This window comes from Luteimicrobium album (assembly GCF_030161555.1).
Classification (GTDB): domain Bacteria; phylum Actinomycetota; class Actinomycetes; order Actinomycetales; family Cellulomonadaceae; genus Luteimicrobium; species Luteimicrobium album.
Genome location: NZ_BSUK01000001.1, coordinates 1,222,446 through 1,241,043, shown reverse-complemented (window position 1 = coordinate 1,241,043; position 18,598 = coordinate 1,222,446). Strand labels below are relative to the sequence as shown.

11 protein-coding genes and 3 rRNA genes are annotated in these 18,598 nt (G+C 67.3%); 7 read left to right on the top strand and 7 right to left on the bottom strand.

Annotated features, from left to right (window positions below; all coding sequences use genetic code 11):
- Positions 1-68 precede the first annotated feature (68 nt).
- Positions 69-1,544: an MFS transporter gene (locus QQK45_RS06295; RefSeq protein WP_284292527.1), complete on the bottom strand. Its 1,476-nt coding sequence runs from the start codon at positions 1,542-1,544 to the stop codon at positions 69-71.
- Positions 1,545-1,654: 110 nt separating this feature from the next.
- Here QQK45_RS06295 and QQK45_RS06290 point away from each other — a divergent pair, with 110 nt between their 5' ends.
- The gene (locus tag QQK45_RS06290) at positions 1,655-2,560 is read left to right on the top strand and encodes a helix-turn-helix transcriptional regulator (protein ID WP_284292526.1); all 906 of its coding nucleotides are present in this window, start codon (positions 1,655-1,657) and stop codon (positions 2,558-2,560) included.
- A 22-nt stretch (positions 2,561-2,582) separates the two neighbouring features.
- On the opposite strand, the gene QQK45_RS06285 is transcribed toward QQK45_RS06290, so the two are convergent.
- Positions 2,583-3,416, bottom strand: coding sequence for a peptidoglycan DD-metalloendopeptidase family protein (locus QQK45_RS06285; protein ID WP_284292524.1), 834 nt, complete (start codon positions 3,414-3,416; stop codon positions 2,583-2,585).
- Between the two features lie 287 nt (positions 3,417-3,703).
- On the opposite strand from QQK45_RS06285, the gene QQK45_RS06280 reads away from it, so the two are divergent.
- The 6 genes from QQK45_RS06280 (at position 3,704) to rrf (ending at position 13,534) form a co-directional block, all read left to right on the top strand.
- The gene (locus QQK45_RS06280) at positions 3,704-5,800 is read left to right on the top strand and encodes an MMPL family transporter (protein ID WP_284292523.1); all 2,097 of its coding nucleotides are present in this window, start codon (positions 3,704-3,706) and stop codon (positions 5,798-5,800) included.
- 59 nt (positions 5,801-5,859) lie between these two features.
- Complete coding sequence (locus QQK45_RS06275; protein ID WP_284292522.1) at positions 5,860-6,813, top strand: HAD family acid phosphatase; 954 nt, start codon at positions 5,860-5,862, stop codon at positions 6,811-6,813.
- A complete protein-coding gene (locus QQK45_RS06270; protein WP_284292521.1) occupies positions 6,810-7,532 on the top strand; it encodes an HAD family acid phosphatase in 723 nt (240 codons plus the stop codon). Before QQK45_RS06275 ends, QQK45_RS06270 begins: the two co-directional genes overlap by 4 nt.
- Positions 7,533-8,169: 637 nt before the next feature.
- Positions 8,170-9,688, top strand: a 16S ribosomal RNA gene (locus QQK45_RS06265).
- Positions 9,689-10,222: 534 nt separating this feature from the next.
- A 23S ribosomal RNA gene (locus QQK45_RS06260) occupies positions 10,223-13,332 on the top strand.
- Positions 13,333-13,417: 85 nt separating this feature from the next.
- A 5S ribosomal RNA gene (gene rrf / locus QQK45_RS06255) occupies positions 13,418-13,534 on the top strand.
- The 16S, 23S and 5S rRNA genes sit together here, the layout of an rRNA operon.
- Before the next feature lie 309 nt (positions 13,535-13,843).
- Here the strand turns inward: rrf and QQK45_RS06250 are convergent.
- The 5 genes from QQK45_RS06250 to QQK45_RS06230 form a co-directional block, all read right to left on the bottom strand.
- Positions 13,844-15,178, bottom strand: a complete 1,335-nt coding sequence (locus QQK45_RS06250) for an ISL3 family transposase (RefSeq protein ID WP_284292520.1) — start codon at positions 15,176-15,178, stop codon at positions 13,844-13,846.
- A 576-nt stretch (positions 15,179-15,754) separates the two neighbouring features.
- Positions 15,755-16,399, bottom strand: a complete 645-nt coding sequence (locus QQK45_RS06245; RefSeq protein WP_284292519.1) for a zinc ribbon domain-containing protein — start codon at positions 16,397-16,399, stop codon at positions 15,755-15,757.
- Between the two features lie 65 nt (positions 16,400-16,464).
- Positions 16,465-16,974 carry an NAD(P)/FAD-dependent oxidoreductase gene (locus tag QQK45_RS06240; protein WP_284292518.1) on the bottom strand — a complete coding sequence of 170 codons (510 nt, stop codon included), beginning with the start codon at positions 16,972-16,974 and terminating at the stop codon, positions 16,465-16,467.
- Entirely contained in the window at positions 16,869-17,876 is a 1,008-nt protein-coding gene (locus QQK45_RS06235; RefSeq protein WP_284292517.1) for an NAD(P)/FAD-dependent oxidoreductase, read from the bottom strand. The genes QQK45_RS06240 and QQK45_RS06235 overlap by 106 nt, the downstream gene beginning before the upstream one ends.
- A gap of 59 nt (positions 17,877-17,935) precedes the next feature.
- On the bottom strand, positions 17,936-18,478 hold the full coding sequence (locus tag QQK45_RS06230) for an SRPBCC domain-containing protein (protein WP_284292516.1): 543 nt from the start codon (positions 18,476-18,478) through the stop codon (positions 17,936-17,938).
- Positions 18,479-18,598: the final 120 nt, after the last annotated feature.

Here is an 18,598-nt window from a genome sequence, read left to right as displayed (position 1 = left end):
TCGACCAAGCGGTCAGGACCCGCTGGCTCGGCAACGTCTCCGCTTGCTCGGCGAGGTGCGGGGAGCGCTCAGGCCCCGCCTCCGGCGAGCTCCACGGCTGGTGCACCCGCCGGACGCCAGACCCGCAGCCCGAGCCCGACGACGACGGCGGCCACGAGCACGATCGCCGCGTCGAGCGCGAGCACCACGTGCACCCCGCGCTCGAGGCTGGTGGCGGTCGTCGCGAGGACGCCGAGCAACGGGATGCCGACCGTGATGCCGACCTGCTGCGTCGTGGTGACGAGGCCGGTGACGAGGCCCTGCTGGTCGTCGGCGACCCCGGACGTCGCGGTGACGCCGTACGAGATGATCGCGCCGAGGTGGAAGACGGACGCGATCGAGACCCCGGCGACGGCGAGCCACACCGACCCGCGTCCCGTGCCGAGCGCCAGCAGCGTCGCCACGAAGAGCCCCTGGCCGACCAGGGCCCCGACGAGCGTGCGTGCTCCACCGAACCGTCCGACGAGCCGCGGGGCGAGCACGCCTGCACCGACGGACAGGACGCCCTGCGCCCCGAACACGAGCCCCGTCCGGAACGCGTCGAGCCCGAGCACGTCCTGCAGGTAGAGCGTCAGGACGAACACGACGGTGCTCATCATCGAGAAGGTGACGAGCCCGCCCAGGTTCCCCCAGGCGACCGTCCGGCGCCGCAGCAGCGGCAGCGAGACGAGCGGCTGCGCGGTCCGCGACTCGACGACGACGAACGCCGCCAGCAGCCCGGCCCCCAGGACCAGCGCGCCGAGCACGTCCGGGTGGCCGAACCCGCGCGACGCGGCCGTCGAGAGCGCGTAGATCACGGCGAGCAGGCCGCCCGTCACGGTCGCGGCGCCCGGCACGTCGAGCCGAGGACGGTCGGGGCCTTCGTGCCGGGACTCGCTGAGGAAGACGCGGGCGAGCGGCAGGACGAGCGCTGACGCCACGGTGAGGAGCCCCATCGTCGACCGCCACCCGAGCGTGTCGGTGAGCACGCCGCCCAGCACCATGCCGACGGTGAACCCGAGCGAGAGCAGGGTCCCGGCGACCCCGAGCGCCCGGGCTCGGCGCGGACCCTCCTCGAACGTCGTGGTCAGCAGGGCCATCGCCGTCGGGACGATCGCCGCCGCGCCCAGGCCCTGCAGCGCGCGCCCCGCGAGGAACACGTCCGACGACGGGGCGAGCGTCGTGACGAGCGATGCCGTGCCGAAGAGCGCGAGCCCGCCGAGGAAGAGCCGGCGCCGGCCGTAGAGGTCGCCGGTCCGGCCGAGCAGGAGGAGGAACCCGCCCGACGGGAGGGCGAACGCGGTGATCGCCCACTGCAGGGTCGACGCGGACATCGCGAGGTCGGTGCCGATCGTCGGCAGGGCGACGTTGAGGATCGAGAAGTCCAGGGCGACCATGAACTGTGCCGCGCACAGGACCGTGAGGACGAGGAGCTCGCGTCGCGCGAAGCGTGTGCCGACGGGCTCCGGCGCGGACGAGGGACCGGTCGTGCGACCGGTGTCGGTGGTGAGGGTCTCGGTTGCCATGCGACGAGCCTCGGGCTCGCAGGACAAACGTGGGGAGCCTCCGCTTATGCTGGTGGCCGCACCACCAGGCAGCCGCTGCCGGCGGTCGCCGTGAGGACGGGGGAGCAGAGATGGCCGAGCTGGTCGAGGCGCGTCCCGCGCCGAGCACGTCGGGTTCGGGCGCCGCAGCGGCGCGCCGCGCCGAGCTGCGTGACTTCCTCCGCACCCGGCGAGCCCGCCTGAGTCCCGCCGACGTCGGCCTGCCCGACGCCGGACGCCGCCGCACCCCGGGCCTGCGCCGCGAGGAGGTCGCCGTCCTCGCGGGCGTCGGCGCGTCCTGGTACCAGTGGCTCGAGCAGGGCCGCGACATCCAGGTGTCGCCGCAGGTGCTCGACGCCGTCGCCCGGGTCCTGCTCCTGTCGAGCGCCGAGCGTCGTCACCTCTACGCGCTCGCGGGGCTCAACCCGCCGTCGGCCGAGACCGACGACGACGCGCGCGGCGTCGGCGAGGGCCTCATGCGGCTGCTCGACTCGTGGCTGCCCTTCCCGGCGCACGTCATGGACCGCTACTGGAACTGCGTCATGTACAACGAGGCGGCGGCGGTCGTCCTCGGCATGCGTCCCGACACGCCCCAGAACTGCCTGATCACGTTCTTCACGGACGACCTCTACCGGGGACGTGCCCGCAACTGGGAGGCCAACGCGGACGCCGTCGTCGCGCAGTTCCGGGCGGCCTGCACGGCGAGCCCCGGCGACGACGGGTTCGCGGCCGTCGTCGACCAGCTGAGCGCCGTCAGCCCCGAGTTCGTCGAGCGGTGGGGGCAGCACGACGTCGCCTCGCCGGGGTTCCTCGCGAAGGAGCTCGAGCACCCGACGCTCGGCACGCTCTTCATCGAGGCGACGCAGCTCCAGGTCCCGGCCCGCCCGGATCTCACGCTCGTCCTGCACAACCCCGTGCCGGGCACGGGCACGCGCGAGAAGCTCGAGCGGCTCCTGTCGGAGGACGAGCGCCGCGCGGCGCTGCGCCTCGTGGGCTGAGCGGCCCCGACGACGGCCCGCGTCAGCCCCGCCGCAGGCGCGAGTCGAGCACGAAGCCGCGCTTGCCACCGACCGACACGTCGCGCGAGTGCTTGATGTGCGCGTACACGACGGTGATCTTCGTGCCCTTCTTGACGGCCTTCACGTGCTTGTAGCCGGTCGACGGCCCGGTGCGCATCCAGGTGTCGTGCGTGACGACGTAGGTCATCTTCGTGGTGCCGCTCGACCCGACCTTCGTCGGCGACACGTAGGCGGCGCTCGCCCAGCCCTTGGTCTTCCCGACGGTGACGGGCACGAAGCTCCCGGTCTTCTTCCCGGGCTTGGAGATCATCGCCGTGTTGCGGGGAACGGTCTTGAGCACCCGGTAGCCGGTCGACGGCCCTGAGCGGATGTTGAGCCTCGACGCGGTCGAGTAGTAGGTGCAGCTCTTGGGCGTCTTCACGCCCTGGTCGAAGATCCGCGCCTTGGCGATGCTGACGCCGTGCGACCTCAGCCAGGTGTAGGGGTTGACGTGCGTCTTGCCGTACCCGCCCTTCCACACCTCGAGGTGCAGGTTCGGGCTGGTTGCGGGCCCGCTCGACCCGACGAGCGCGATCCTCTGCCCGGCCTTGACCTTCTGCCCCGCGTGGACGTACTTCGTGGCCTTGGCCATGTGGATGTAGACGAGGTCGTACCGCACGCCGCCGACCGAGCTCTTCACGATGACGTAGCCGGCGTCCCCGCCCTTCGGGTTGACGGCGTGCGTCACGGTCCCCGCCACCACGGCGTAGATCGGGGCGTTGTTCTGCGCCTCGAGATCGATCCCGAGGTGCCAGGCGCTCGCGTTCGCGACGGGCAGGCAGCGCGGCCCGTACATCGACGACGTGTAGAAGGTCTCCGCCTTGAGCGGTGAGACGTACGTCGAGGCCGCCTGCGCCGCGCCCCGGGCCCGAGCAGAGCCGGTCCGGCGAGCACCGGCACGACGACGGCCAACGCGACGGCGAGCAGCCCGGCGAGAAGGGTGGTCACCCGGCGGACCGGGCGTCGGCGGTCGGTCATGCCCTCCACCGTGCGCCCGACGTGTGCCGCACGCATCCGGGATCAGGGACGGATCGGGGTGCTCCCGGGGTTCCCTGTGCGCGGGCTGGGACACAGACTGGGACGGTGCCCCGGATCGCCGCGTGGATCACCTACCGATGGACCAAGTGGATCGTCATCGGTTTCTGGCTCGTCGTGCTCGCCGTCCTCGGTCCCCTCGCGGGGAAGCTGAGCGGCGTCGAGTCGAACGACGCCAAGAACTGGCTCCCGGCGAGCGCGGAGTCGACCCAGGTGCTCGACGTCGCGTCCCGCTTCTCCGACCCGGACACGCTGCCCGCGGTCGTCGTGTACGTGCGCGACGACGGCGGGAAGCTCACCCCTGCGGACCTCACGTCGGTCGCGGCGGACGCGAAGGAGTTCGGCCAGCGCGACGACCTCGACGGCAAGGTCGTCGGGCCCGTGCCTTCCCAGGACGGCCAGGCCGCTCAGGTCGTCGTCCCGCTCAACCTGGGCCCGAACGGCTGGGACCAGGCGTCCGACGTCGTGGACCAGCTCCGTCAGGTCGCCGACGACGGCGCACCCGACCTCCGCGCGTACGTCACCGGTCCGGCGGGCCAGGGGGCCGACTCGTCGAAGGCCTTCGAGGGGATCGAGTCGACGCTGCTGTTCGCGGCCGCCGGCGTGGTGATCGTCATCCTCCTGCTCACCTACCGCAGCCCGATCGTGTGGCTGCTGCCGGTGATCTCGGCGGGCGTCGCGCTGACGGTCGCGCAGGCCGTGATCTACCTGCTCGCCGACCATGCGGGGCTGACGGTCAACGCGCAGTCCGCCGGCATCCTCACGGTGCTGGTCTTCGGGGCGGGGACGGACTACGCCCTCCTGCTGGTCGCGCGGTACCGGGAGGAGCTGCGCCGGCACCACGACAAGCACGAGGCGATGGGGCTCGCCCTGCACCGGGCGTCCCCGGCGATCATCGCGTCGGGCGCGACGGTCGCGCTCGGCATGCTGTGCCTCCTGATCGCCCAGATGAGCTCCACGAGCGGGCTGGGCCCGGTCGCGGCGATCGGCATCGTCGTGGGGCTGCTCGTCATGCTGACCCTGCTCCCCGCCCTCCTGGTCGCGTGCGGTCGCTGGGTGTTCTGGCCCCGTGTCCCGCACGAGGGCCAGGCCGAGCCCACCGAGAACGGCGTCTGGGCGCACGTCGGGCGGCGCATCGCGCGCGGTCCGCGGCGCACGTGGGTGGTGACGTCGTTGATCCTCGCGGTCTGCACGCTGGGCGTGACCCAGCTGAACGCGACCGGGCTGTCGACGGCGGAGTCCTTCCGCGGCGAGCAGCCGTCGGTGACCGGTCAGCAGGTGCTCGAGAAGCACTTCCCGGGCGGCGCCGGGGAGCCGGTCGTGGTGGAGGCGAACGCGGCGCAGGCGCCCGAGGTCCGGGAGGCGTTCGCCGGCACGGAGGGCATCGACGCGTCGACCGTGACCAAGCCCGTGGTCGCCGACGGCGTGGCTTACCTCGAGGGGACGCTCACGTCCGCGCCCGACAGCCAGGCCGCGTACGACACGGTCGACCGGGTGCGCGACGCCGTCCACGCGGTGCCCGGGGCGGACGCCAAGGTCGGCGGCTCGACCGCCGTAAACCTGGACGTGCTGAGGGCGTCGTGGAGCGACACCGAGCGGATCATCCCGCTCATCCTGCTCGTCGTGTTCGTGATCCTCGCGCTGCTGCTGCGGGCGATCACCGCGCCGCTCATCCTCATAGGCACGGTCGTGCTGTCGTTCGGGGCCGCGCTGGGCGTGAGCGCGCTGTTCTTCCGTCACGTCTTCGGCTACGCCGGGGCCGATCCGTCGCTGCCGCTCTTCGTCTTCGTCTTTCTGGTCGCGCTCGGCATCGACTACAACATCTTCCTCATGACCCGGGTGCGCGAGGAGGCGTCGAAGCTCGGGACCCGGCGAGGCGCGCTCGTCGGGCTGGCGGCCACGGGCGGCGTGATCACGTCCGCGGGGCTGGTGCTCGCGGGGACGTTCGCGACGCTCGGCACGCTGCCGCTCGTGACCTTCGCGGAGATCGGGTTCGCGGTCGCGTTCGGTGTCTTGCTGGACACGCTGATCGTGCGCTCGGTGCTCGTCACGGCGCTCAACCTCGACGTCGGACGCTCCATGTGGTGGCCCAGCCGGCTGTCCCGCGAGGAGCGCAGGTCGGGGGCACCTGAGCCTGTCGCGTGAAGTTACTGGGTGGTACGTTCGCGAGGGTCCGCACCGCCGCGAGCCCGAGGGAGACCCCCGTGAGCAGCACCCGCAGGATCGTCACCACCGTCGTCGCCGGAGCCGTCGGGCTCGGGCTCACCGTCACCACCGCCGTCCTCCCCGCGGACGCCCACGGCAGAGGAGGTGGCCATCCCGGCGGGCCGTCGTCGGGCAGCAGCCAGCAGCTCGCCCCGCGCACGCAGTTCACCATGGCGCCCGACGGCTCGAGCGGGCTCACCCAGGGTGGCGAGGGCATCCCGAACATCGACTCGGTGAAGAAGACGATCGCCGCCTACTACGGCGACCCCGGCACCGGCATCGCCGACAAGACCTCCTCGCCGTACATCAGCGAGATGGAGGGGATCGTCGGCAAGGAGCTCCGCAAGCTTCCGAAGCTCCTCGCCGACGCGAAGCGACACCACGAGAAGCCGGCCATCGTCCTCGACAGCGACGACACGACGCTCTGGACCTACGACATGGAGGTCGGGGACATGAAGTTCGTGTACTCGCCGGCCGAGCAGGACGTCTGGGTCCAGGGCAAGGACCCGGCCAAGCGGTTCTCCGCGACGCCGGCCATGGTGCGGTTCGTCAACACCGCGCAGGCGATGGGCTTCACGATCTTCGGCCTGACGGGTCGCAACGACGACCAGAAGGCCGCCACGCTCGAGGACCTGGACCGGCTCGGCTACCACGGCTTCACGGCGTCGCGCTTCTACACCAAGTGGACGGGCACCGGCTCCTCGCAGCAGCCGTCGTACATCACGTGCCAGACGTCGTCGTGCACGACCGTCGAGTTCAAGGCCCTGACGCGCAAGCACATCGAGGACCTCGGCTACACGGTCACGCTCGACGTCGGTGACCAGTGGTCCGACCTCCAGGGGGCTACGCGGACCACACGCTCAAGCTGCCCAACCCGACGTACTACCTGCCGTCGGCGGACCTGCCCGGCAAGCACGAGTCGCAGCTCGCCCCGCGCACGCACTTCACGATGAAGGCCGACGGCTCGAGCGGGCTCAGCCAGGGCGGCGAGGGCATCCCGAACATCGACTCCGTCAAGAAGACGATCGCCACGTACTACGGCGACCCTGGCACCGGCATCGCCAGCAGGACGTCGTCGCCGTATCTCACCGAGATGAAGCGCCTCACCCGGACGCTCACCCCGCAGGTCGCGGCCCAATGTGCCGTGGGCAGGCTGCTCCACCGCAACCCGGCCATCGTCCTCGACGCGGACGACACGACCCTGTGGACGTACGACATGGAGGTCGGGGACATGAAGTTCGTCTACAGCCCTGCCGAGCAGGACGTGTGGGTCCAGGCGGAGAAGTTCGCCGCGACGCCCGGCATGGTCGCGCTCGTGAACACCGCGAAGAAGGCCGGGTGCACGGTCGTGGGGCTGACGGGCCGCAACGACGACCAGAAGGCTGCGACCCTCGGCAACCTCCGAGCCGTCGGGTACCAGGGCTTCACGTCCTCGAACTACTACACCAAGTGGACGGGCAAGGGCGCGTCGCAGCAGCCGGCGTACATCACGTGCGCCGCGGCGTCGTGCACGACGATCGAGTACAAGTCGCAGACGCGGGCACACGTGGAGTCACGCGCCGGCGGGGGATACGACGTGGTCGCCAACGTCGGGGACCAGTACTCCGACCTCATCGGCGGGCACGCGGACCGGGCGATCAAGCTCCCGAACCCGACGTACTACCTGCCCTGACCAGCACCGAGCCGCCGCGGACGCCGGTCCCCTCGCCCGGGGTCCGCGGCGGCGTCGCGTCCGACGGGCGGGCGTGGTCGGAGCCACCCCGGGGAGGTGCTACGCTAGTGATCCCCCCGGGCTGTGAGGGACGGACGAGCTGGCTCGCAAGAGCACGGCGAGGCTGTTCGCCACCGGAGGGCGACCCATCACGAAAGAACCCGGCACATTTGCGTGCCCTGGGTGCTGTCGTGACGGACGGATCTTTATGTGATTCCGTCTCGCAGATCGAAATCCAGCGGATTTGATCGGCAGGCCGAGAATCGGATAGAGTTCGGAAGTCGCCACGGAGAAGGCCTGAAAGGGCCGGACGGTGGTGAGCGTCCGTTTCTTGAGAACTCAACAGTGTGCTTGATAGTCAATGCCAATTTAACTCTCGTCGGGTTGCTGGTGGCTGGCCTTGGGGTTGGTTGTTGGTGGCCTGGTTGGGATTCCTTTGGACATGGATCGAATCTGATGGTTTTTGCCGGATGGTTTGGTTCTGGCCAGTTTGATTGATCGCCCCCTTTTTGTGGGGGTGTTCTTCGTATGGTTTGTTGACTGTGTCTGTTCTGCTGGGCTTTGGTCTGGTGGGGTGGGTGTGGTTGGCGTTGAAACATTTACGGAGAGTTTGATCCTGGCTCAGGACGAACGCTGGCGGCGTGCTTAACACATGCAAGTCGAACGGTGAAGCCCAGCTTGCTGGGTGGATCAGTGGCGAACGGGTGAGTAACACGTGAGTAACCTGCCCCTGACTTTGGGATAACTCCGGGAAACCGGGGCTAATACCGGATATGAGGCGTGCCTGCATGGGTGTGTCTGGAAAGATTTATCGGTTGGGGATGGGCTCGCGGCCTATCAGCTTGTTGGTGGGGTGATGGCCTACCAAGGCGACGACGGGTAGCCGGCCTGAGAGGGCGACCGGCCACACTGGGACTGAGACACGGCCCAGACTCCTACGGGAGGCAGCAGTGGGGAATATTGCACAATGGGCGCAAGCCTGATGCAGCGACGCCGCGTGAGGGATGACGGCCTTCGGGTTGTAAACCTCTTTCAGCAGGGAAGAAGCGCAAGTGACGGTACCTGCAGAAGAAGCGCCGGCTAACTACGTGCCAGCAGCCGCGGTAATACGTAGGGCGCAAGCGTTGTCCGGAATTATTGGGCGTAAAGAGCTCGTAGGCGGTTTGTCGCGTCTGCTGTGAAATCCCGAGGCTCAACCTCGGGCTTGCAGTGGGTACGGGCAGACTAGAGTGCGGTAGGGGAGACTGGAATTCCTGGTGTAGCGGTGGAATGCGCAGATATCAGGAGGAACACCGATGGCGAAGGCAGGTCTCTGGGCCGCAACTGACGCTGAGGAGCGAAAGCATGGGGAGCGAACAGGATTAGATACCCTGGTAGTCCATGCCGTAAACGTTGGGCACTAGGTGTGGGGCTCATTCCACGAGTTCCGTGCCGCAGCTAACGCATTAAGTGCCCCGCCTGGGGAGTACGGCCGCAAGGCTAAAACTCAAAGGAATTGACGGGGGCCCGCACAAGCGGCGGAGCATGCGGATTAATTCGATGCAACGCGAAGAACCTTACCAAGGCTTGACATACACCGGAAACGGCCAGAGATGGTCGCCCCGTAAGGTCGGTGTACAGGTGGTGCATGGTTGTCGTCAGCTCGTGTCGTGAGATGTTGGGTTAAGTCCCGCAACGAGCGCAACCCTCGTCCCATGTTGCCAGCGGGTTATGCCGGGGACTCATGGGAGACTGCCGGGGTCAACTCGGAGGAAGGTGGGGATGACGTCAAATCATCATGCCCCTTATGTCTTGGGCTTCACGCATGCTACAATGGCCGGTACAAAGGGCTGCGATACCGTAAGGTGGAGCGAATCCCAAAAAGCCGGTCTCAGTTCGGATTGGGGTCTGCAACTCGACCCCATGAAGTCGGAGTCGCTAGTAATCGCAGATCAGCAACGCTGCGGTGAATACGTTCCCGGGCCTTGTACACACCGCCCGTCAAGTCACGAAAGTCGGTAACACCCGAAGCCCATGGCCCAACCCTTGTGGGGGAGTGGTCGAAGGTGGGACTGGCGATTGGGACTAAGTCGTAACAAGGTAGCCGTACCGGAAGGTGCGGCTGGATCACCTCCTTTCTAAGGAGCTTTTGCTTCTGTCGAGCGCCGTGGGCCGGCTGGTCTGCCTCTTGTTGGGGTGGGTGGTTGGTCTGTGGTTCATGCCGGTGCCGAACGTGTGCCGGGTGGTTGCTCGTGGGTGGAACATTGACGAGCTGGCCCTGTCGGGTTGGTCGCTGCTAGTACTGCTGGGGTTCCTTCGGGGGCCTGGGTGTGGAAGGTGGTGGCCGGCTGGTGGGGTGGGCGATGAGCACACTGTTGGGTCCTGAGGGAACGGCCGTGAGCCGCCCGGACCACTGCGTGTGAGGGTCGGTCAGCCTGTGAGGGTTGGTCGAGCTTCGTGCGGGGTGGGTGGTGGGTGGTGGTTGTTGCTTCTGATGCGGGCCGCGGGGATCTCGTGCCGTAGGGCGTGGGTGAGTTGCGGGATCGTCGGTTGCTTGAGAACTGTACAGTGGACGCGAGCATCTTTGTGAATCACAGATGGCATGCCCGCCGGTCGCCTTTCGTGGGTGGCCGAGAGGGTGTGTGTCCGTGGTTTCTGCAATTTTGTTGTTGAGTTAAGTTTTTAAGGGCACAGGGTGGATGCCTTGGCACCAGGAGCCGAAGAAGGACGTCGTAGCCTGCGATAAGCCTCGGGGAGTTGGCAAACGAACCGTGATCCGAGGATGTCCGAATGGGGAAACCCGGCCACAGTCATGTGTGGTCACCTGCACCTGAATATATAGGGTGTGTGGAGGGAACGCCGGGAAGTGAAACATCTCAGTACCGGCAGGAAGAGATATTCCGTGAGTAGTGGCGAGCGAAAGCGGAACAGGCCAAACCGTGCACGTGTGAAAGCTGTCAGGCGTTGCGTGTGCGGGGTTGTGGGACCCTTCTGGATCTGCTGACACGGGTCCGGGGAGTCAGAAAGCTTCGTCATAGTCGAAGGGCATTGAAAGGCCCGGCACAGAGGGTGCGACCCCCGTAGACGAAATGGCGTGGCCTCCCGAAGGGGATCCCAAGTAGCACGGGGCCCGAGAAATCTCGTGTGAATCTGGCAAGACCACTTGCTAAGCCTAAATACTACCTGGTGACCGATAGCGGACTAGTACCGTGAGGGAAAGGTGAAAAGTACCCCGGGAGGGGAGTGAAATAGTACCTGAAACCGTGTGCCTACAATCCGTTGGAGCCTCCTTGGCAGGGGTGACAGCGTGCCTTTTGAAGAATGAGCCTGCGAGTTAGTGCTCAGTGGCGAGGTTAACCCGTGTGGGGAAGCCGTAGCGAAAGCGAGTCCGAACAGGGCGTCTGTAGTCGCTGGGTCTAGACCCGAAGCGAAGTGATCTAGCCATGGGCAGGCTGAAGCGCGGGTAAGACCGCGTGGAGGGCCGAACCCACCAGGGTTGAAAACCTGGGGGATGACCTGTGGTTAGGGGTGAAAGGCCAATCAAACTTCGTGATAGCTGGTTCTCCCCGAAATGCATTTAGGTGCAGCGTCACGTGTTTCTTGCCGGAGGTAGAGCTACTGGATGGCCGATGGGCCCTACAAGGTTACTGACGTCAGCCAAACTCCGAATGCCGGTAAGTGAGAGCGTGGCAGTGAGACTGCGGGGGATAAGCTCCGTAGTCGAGAGGGAAACAGCCCAGACCACCAGCTAAGGCCCCTAAGCGTGTGCTAAGTGGGAAAGGATGTGGAGTTGCACAGACAACCAGGAGGTTGGCTTAGAAGCAGCCACCCTTGAAAGAGTGCGTAATAGCTCACTGGTCAAGTGATTCCGCGCCGACAATGTAGCGGGGCTCAAGTACACCGCCGAAGCTGTGGCATTCACATATTGCTAGGCCTTCGTGGTCCAGGCGTGTGGATGGGTAGGGGAGCGTCGTGTGGGCAGTGAAGCTGCGGGGTAACCCAGTGGTGGAGCCTACACGAGTGAGAATGCAGGCATGAGTAGCGAAAGACGGGTGAGAAACCCGTCCGCCGAATGACCAAGGGTTCCAGGGCCAGGCTAATCCGCCCTGGGTAAGTCGGGACCTAAGGCGAGGCCGACAGGCGTAGTCGATGGACAAGGAGTTGAGATTCTCCTACCGGCGAAGAACCGCCCATACCGAGCCCGGTGATGCTAAGCGCCCGAATCCCCCGCCGTTCCTTCGGGAACACTGGGTGGGCCTAGCGCGCGACCCGACCTGGTAGTAGGTAAGCGTATTAACAGGGGTGACGCAGGAAGGTAGCCCGGCGTGGCGATGGTTGTCCACGTCCAAGGTCGCAGGGTGAGCAGCAGGCAAATCCGCTGCTCGTGAAGCCCGAGGGCCGATGGTGACCGCATCAGCGGGATAACAGGGTGATCCTATGCTGCCAAGAAAAGCCTCGGCGCGAGGTTCTAGCCGCCCGTACCCCAAACCGACTCAGGTGGTCAGGTAGAGAATACTAAGGCGATCGAGTGAATCGTGGTTAAGGAACTCGGCAAAATGCCCCCGTAACTTCGGGAGAAGGGGGCCCCAAGCGTGAAGCCGCTTGCCGGCTAGCGTGGAGGGCCGCAGAGACCAGGGAGAAGCGACTGTTTACTAAAAACACAGGTCCGTGCGAAGTCGCAAGACGATGTATACGGACTGACGCCTGCCCGGTGCTGGAAGGTTAAGAGGACGGGTCAGCTCCCTTGGGAGCGAAGCTCAGAATTTAAGCCCCAGTAAACGGCGGTGGTAACTATAACCATCCTAAGGTAGCGAAATTCCTTGTCGGGTAAGTTCCGACCTGCACGAATGGCGTAACGACTTCTCCGCTGTCTCAACCGCGAACTCGGCGAAATTGCACTACGAGTAAAGATGCTCGTTACGCGCAGCAGGACGGAAAGACCCCGGGACCTTTACTATAGCTTGGTATTGGTGTTCGGTGCGGCTTGTGTAGGATAGGTGGGAGACTGTGAAGCGCACGCGCCAGCGTGTGTGGAGTCAACGTTGAAATACCACTCTGGTCGCTCTGGACTCCTAACCTCGGTCCGTGATCCGGATCAGGGACAGTGCCTGGTGGGTAGTTTAACTGGGGCGGTTGCCTCCTAAAATGTAACGGAGGCGCTCAAAGGTTCCCTCAGCCTGGTTGGCAATCAGGTGGCGAGTGCAAGTGCACAAGGGAGCTTGACTGTGAGACTGACAGGTCGAGCAGGGACGAAAGTCGGAACTAGTGATCCGGCGGTGGCTTGTGGAAGCGCCGTCGCTCAACGGATAAAAGGTACCCCGGGGATAACAGGCTGATCTTGCCCAAGAGTCCATATCGACGGCATGGTTTGGCACCTCGATGTCGGCTCGTCGCATCCTGGGGCTGGAGTAGGTCCCAAGGGTTGGGCTGTTCGCCCATTAAAGCGGTACGCGAGCTGGGTTTAGAACGTCGTGAGACAGTTCGGTCCCTATCCGCTGCGCGCGCAGGAAACTTGAGAAGGGCTGTCCCTAGTACGAGAGGACCGGGACGGACGAACCTCTGGTGTGCCAGTTGTTCCGCCAGGAGCACCGCTGGTTAGCTACGTTCGGAAGGGATAACCGCTGAAAGCATCTAAGCGGGAAGCCTGCTTCAAGATGAGGTTTCCAGACCCTTCGGGGTGAGAGGCACCCAGCTAGACCACTGGGTAGATAGGCCGGATGTGGAAGCGGGGACGAAAGACCCGTGGAGCTGACCGGTACTAATCAGCCGACAACTTACCAACAACACTTTCCGTGTTTCGCGTCCACTGTGCGGTTCTAGAGCCACCGGCACACCCCCGAAAAGGGTCCCGAACAGGTTCATAGAGTTACGGCGGTCATAGCGAAGGGGAAACGCCCGGTCCCATTCCGAACCCGGAAGCTAAGCCCTTCAGCGCCGATGGTACTGCCCTGGTGACGGGGTGGGAGAGTAGGACGCCGCCGAACACCCATTCAACCGAAGGCCACCCCGATCCGGGGTGGCCTTCGGCGTATCTGCAACGACGCACCGTCCGCGACGAGACCACACAGACGAAGCACCCGGGCCCTCCGGCCGCGGGGGTGCATCAGTATCCGAACGCTCACGAGACCGGACCGGCGGCGCGTCGGCGGTCCGTTCAGTGTGCTGGTCGGTGCTTGACGTCGCCGCACACGGTCTTGTCGGAGATGAGCAGCGGGTCGCTGTCGGGCTCGGTGGAAGCCATCTCCAAGTCGGCGACCGTCAGCTGGACGGAGCCGTCGGGCGCCTTTGATGGCTCATGGGACATCCGGTGGGGGCTTGAGGTCGAGTCCGCCGGCGGCGAGGAGCATGCGGAGGCGGTAGTTGTCGCGGTTGCGGTAGCCGCGGGCGAGGCGGCGGTGGAGTTCGATGAGCCCGTTGATGGCTTCGGTGGGTCCGTTGTTCTGGCGGCCGGTGGTGAAGTAGGCCAGGAATGCCCCGGACCAGCGCCGCAGGGTCCGGCCGAGGCGTGCGACTTCGGGGATCGGGCAGGTGTGGAACGAGTTCAGGACCTTCTCGGCGCGCTTGCGGCCCTCGGCGAGGTCCGCGGCGCGGTAGGCGGCGCGTAGGTCCTGGGCACACTGCCACGCGACGAACACTTCTTCGTGGGCCTCGTTCGCTTCGATCGCACGGGTCAGGCGCGCCCACTGCTTGTCGGTGAGGTTCTCGGCCCCGGCACGCAGGATGGTCTGGATCCCCAGCAGCGGGTCGCCCTTGCGTCCGCGGTGCCCGGTCGTGGTCTGCTGGACGCGGCGTCGGACCTCGTCGACCACGGCGGTGCCGAGCTTGACGACGTGGAACGCGTCCAGGACCGCGGTCGCGTCCTCGAGCTGTTCGTCGATCGCGGACTTGTAGCCCCCGAACGGGTCGAGCGCGGCGACGCCGATCCCGGCCCGGAAGCCTTCGCCGCGCTCGGTGAGCCAGTCGACGTAGGCCTTCTTCGATCTGCCCGGGACCAGGTCCAACAGGCGGGCGTGCACCCGACCCCCGCCGTCGCGGGTCAGGTCGACCATCCCAGTCAGCTCCTTGGGGCCCTTGGTGCGGCGGTCACCGTGGTGCCACACGTGCTCGTCCACACCCAGCGACGTCACGCTGGCGAACCGGGACTCATCGCCCGCCAAGTCCTCCAGGACCGGCCTGACCGCGCGCCACAGCGTCTTCCACGCGACTGCGAGGCGGCGGGCCAGACCAGCGATCGTCGCGTGATCATGACGCAGCTGCCCGATCGCCCAGATCACCGCCCGGCGCGTGAGCGACCCGCGCGGGCGCACCAGCGCGCGATGCTGCTCGACGAAGGCCCCTACGCCGCATCCCGGGTCCGGGCACCTCCAGGTGCGCTGACGCCACCGCACGACCACGGGCTGTTCACCGGGCACGTCGTGCAGCACCCGCACCCGCCGACCGCGCGCCTCGGCCACGACCCCGCAAGCCGGACAGCCCATCACCTGTGACGGTGTGGAGACCGTGACCGTCAACCGCGTCGGGCCACGCTCGACACGCTCGACATGAACACCCTCGACACCCAACAGGGCATCACAGCGCGGGCACGGCTCGATGGTGGGTGCGCCGACACACCCCGTAGCGTTGGACAACGTCGAGGTCCTCGAGAAGAGCAGAGAGCTTGGTCGCCTCTGATCCTCGGGGACCTCGACCCCATCACTCCAGCACCACGCTCACCGGCGAGCCGCCCCCACCCGATGTCCCATGAGCCCCTTTGCCGCGGTAGCGATCCCGTCACCATGGATCTGTAGGTACCCGTGGTGGTCCTTCGTGGTCATCGGTCCCCGGAGTTCGCTGCCGGCGACCTGGACGGCGAGAGACGGAGTCCCCTGGTCCGAGTCCTTGTCGGCCGTCGACGGTGCGAGGCCCGTGTCGAAGGTGTCGTCGCTGTTCAGCAGGCGGGACGCGGACGGGAGGTCGAACCGTCCGCTCCTGCCACCGCTGGAGGTGACGTGCGCGGCGCCCTATGCTGCCGCCTTGCTCGGGGGACGCGCCGGCGCGATTGCCGCCGCTCGGGTCGTTGGTCGGCCGGGCAGAGGTAGACGTCCGCTCCGATCCCCTGAGGGCCGTCGCCGGCGGCAGTGCCCGAGGTCGTCCCGCACGCGGCGAGAAGGAGCACGGTCAGCGAGACTCCGGCGGACGCCGTCGTCCGGCGAGAGGACGCGCGGTCACGTCCTGGCGCGGGTCCCGCACTCGGGACAGAACCTCGCGCCGTCGGGGAGCTCGGCCGAACAGCCGTCGCACGTCGACGTGCGGGACAGGGAGGACCCGCATTCGGCGCAGAACTTCCCACCGGTCGCACGAGCGCCGCAGGAGGGGCAGGTCGCGACGACGTCTGAGGCGATGTCGGTGCCCTGGAGGAGATCGGCGGCGGCGAGCCGGTCCCGCACCTGAACGCGGCGAGCCTCGGCCTGGAGCTTCGCGAGCTCGTCGTGCAGAGGCGGGGCGCACCGGACGCACTGGCCGACGGGCTCGTTCCAGCATGCGTCCCGGCAGACCCAGTCACCGCAGGCCTTGCACTGTGTGAACTCCGGCGAGATCTCGGCGACGGCCTTCGCAAGAGCGCGGTCCTTGGCGGAGGAGTTCGTCCCGCGGTTGAGGACGAAGTCGTCGGCAGCGTTGCCGATGTCGCGGAGCGGCCCACCCACCATGTCGCCGAGCGAGCGCAGGAGCCCGCGCCCCGTCATGGCCTTGTCCGGCTGGAACGCCGAGCGATAGCCGTTGCCGCACCGCTCGCACCGGAACTCGAACTGGTAGCCGTTCGAGTTCGACAGGTCGTTGTAGTTGTCGGTGAAGGGGATTGCCTGGCTCACGGCGACACGATACCGGGACGGTGGCCCGAGTCGACAGACGGGCGCCGGGGTGAATGCGGGCGCACCTACAGGTCGGCGTCCGCGCGCTCGGCATCGGCCGCGGCCTTCGCCTCCTGCTTCGATTGCGGGACAGCGCGCTTCGGTCGGACCGCCGGGACGTCACCGACGATCGGGACGGGTTTGCGGTTGAAGCGGAACCCGTAGCGTACGGCGAGGCCCGCCATGGTGGTGATCCGGTTGCGGGCGCCGAGGAGCGACCCGATGTGGACGAAGAGCCACACCCACCACGCTGGGTAGGCCGTGAGCTCGACGACGCGCGACATCCCGGGTACCTTGCGCAGGAACGGGATCGCGTGGAGCACCGGCAGGTTCGCGATGCCGGGGAGCTCACCGATCGCGGAGCGGCGTCCGATGATCGCGAGCTGACCCTTGTCGTAGTACTCGAAGGCTTCGGTAGGCTCGCCCGCGATCAGGCGGAGAATCTGCTTGCCCGCGTGCCATCCACCCTGGATCGCGGGTTGCGCGAGCTGCGGCAGGTCCTGGGGTGAGACGGCGACGTCGCCGGCCGCGAACACACCGGGCAGTCCCTCGACCTGCAGGTCCGCGCCTGTGCGGATGCGGTTGCCCTCGTCGAGGGGAGCGACCAGTCGGTGACCTCTTCGTGCGGGGCGACACCGGTCGCCCAGATCGTGAGGTCGGACGGGACGAGCCGACCGTCGGTGAGCTCGACGGCGTCGGGCAGGACCTTGGCCACCCCCGCGCCGAGCATCAGCTCGACCCCGCGGTGCTGGAGCTGGTGGGACGCGTACTCGCGGAGCTTCGGCGTGAAGGGCTTGAGGACGTCCTTGCCTCGCTGCACGACGGTGATGGAGAACGCCTCGCCGTCGATCTCCGGGTAGGCCGGCATGAGGCCCTGCTCGCGGAGCTCGGCCAGCGCGCCGGCCATCTCTACGCCTGTGGGTCCGCCACCGACGATCACGACCCGGAGCCCGTCGTGACGGGTCGGGCTCTGGGCGGCCTTCTCGAGACGCGTGAACAGGGTGTCGCGGATCTTGATCGCCTGGGACCGCGAGTACATCGAGAACGCGTACTCCTTGGCGCCCGGGGTCCCGAAATAGGTGGTCGTGACGCCGTTCGCGAGGACGAGGTAGTCGTAGTCCAGGCCCTCACCGTTGAGGAGCGTGATGCGCTTCGCCTCGGTGTCGATCTCCATGAGGTGCTCGTGGACGACGTCCACGTTGTCCTGCTTGAAGCGCAGCGCTCGCAGGAAGTGCGTCACGTCGCCCGGGTTCAGGCCGCCGGTCGCCACCTGGTAGAGCAGCGGCTGGAAGGTGTTGTAGACGCGCCGGTCGACGAGGGTCACCCGGACGGGCGCGCCCGCGAGGGCCTTGACCACGTGGATGCCCGCGAACCCGCCGCCGACGACCACGACGTGCGGGCGGCGGTCAGGTGCGGTTCCGGTCTGCGAGTTCGTCACAACCCTCCACGGTACCGGCGTCGGCGGGGCTACGCGGACCGCGGGCGCCGCGATGTGGCTCAGGTCTCGTCGTCCTCACCCGGGATGGGCGCGCCGGCGGGCATCCCGACGTCGACGTACTGCTCGTAGTACGCCCGCCAGCACTCCTTGGCCTCGGGCGTGTGCGGGCCGGTGGGGTCGTCGTCGGCGAGGTGGGCCTCGAGCTCGTCGAGGCAGACCTCCCAGCCGGCGGCGTTGCGTGCGGCCGAGTCGCGCAGGTCGAGGACGTCGGTGAGCACCAGCCGGGCGGCGGGCTCGCCGTCGTCCGTCGTCTCGCCGTCGGACACCTCGAACCACAGCTCGTCCTCGCCCCAGGTGAAGGCGAAGGATCGCGGCGGGTCGTACGCGAGGACCTCGCCCTTGGCGGACGGCAGGTTCGGGTCGTCCGTGAGCTCGACGGCGCTGCCGACGTGCGGGTGGTAGGTGACGGTCTGGGGGAACCAGGTCCGCATGTCGGCGGGTTCGCTCACGGCGCGCCACACGCGGTCCGCCGTCGCGGGGAGCTCGAGGGTGAACCGGACGCCGACGCGCCCGTCCAGGTCCACCAGGGTGCCGTGTCTCATGCCGCCTCCCACGCCGTCGTGCTCCTCCCACGCTAGCGCGGCACGGTCGCCCCAGCCCGACGACGGCCGCCCTCCGGTGGGAGGACGGCCGCCGTGTGCCGGGCCGGGGACGGGCCCCGG

Coding starts and splice junctions, on each gene's coding strand:
- QQK45_RS06295 (WP_284292527.1), bottom strand. CDS start 1,544: ATGGCAACCGAGACCCTCACCACCGACACCGGTCGCACGACCGGTCCC.
- QQK45_RS06290 (WP_284292526.1), top strand. CDS start 1,655: ATGGCCGAGCTGGTCGAGGCGCGTCCCGCGCCGAGCACGTCGGGTTCG.
- QQK45_RS06285 (WP_284292524.1), bottom strand. CDS start 3,416: ATGTACGGGCCGCGCTGCCTGCCCGTCGCGAACGCGAGCGCCTGGCAC.
- QQK45_RS06270 (WP_284292521.1), top strand. CDS start 6,810: ATGAAGGCCGACGGCTCGAGCGGGCTCAGCCAGGGCGGCGAGGGCATC.
- QQK45_RS06230 (WP_284292516.1), bottom strand. CDS start 18,478: ATGAGACACGGCACCCTGGTGGACCTGGACGGGCGCGTCGGCGTCCGG.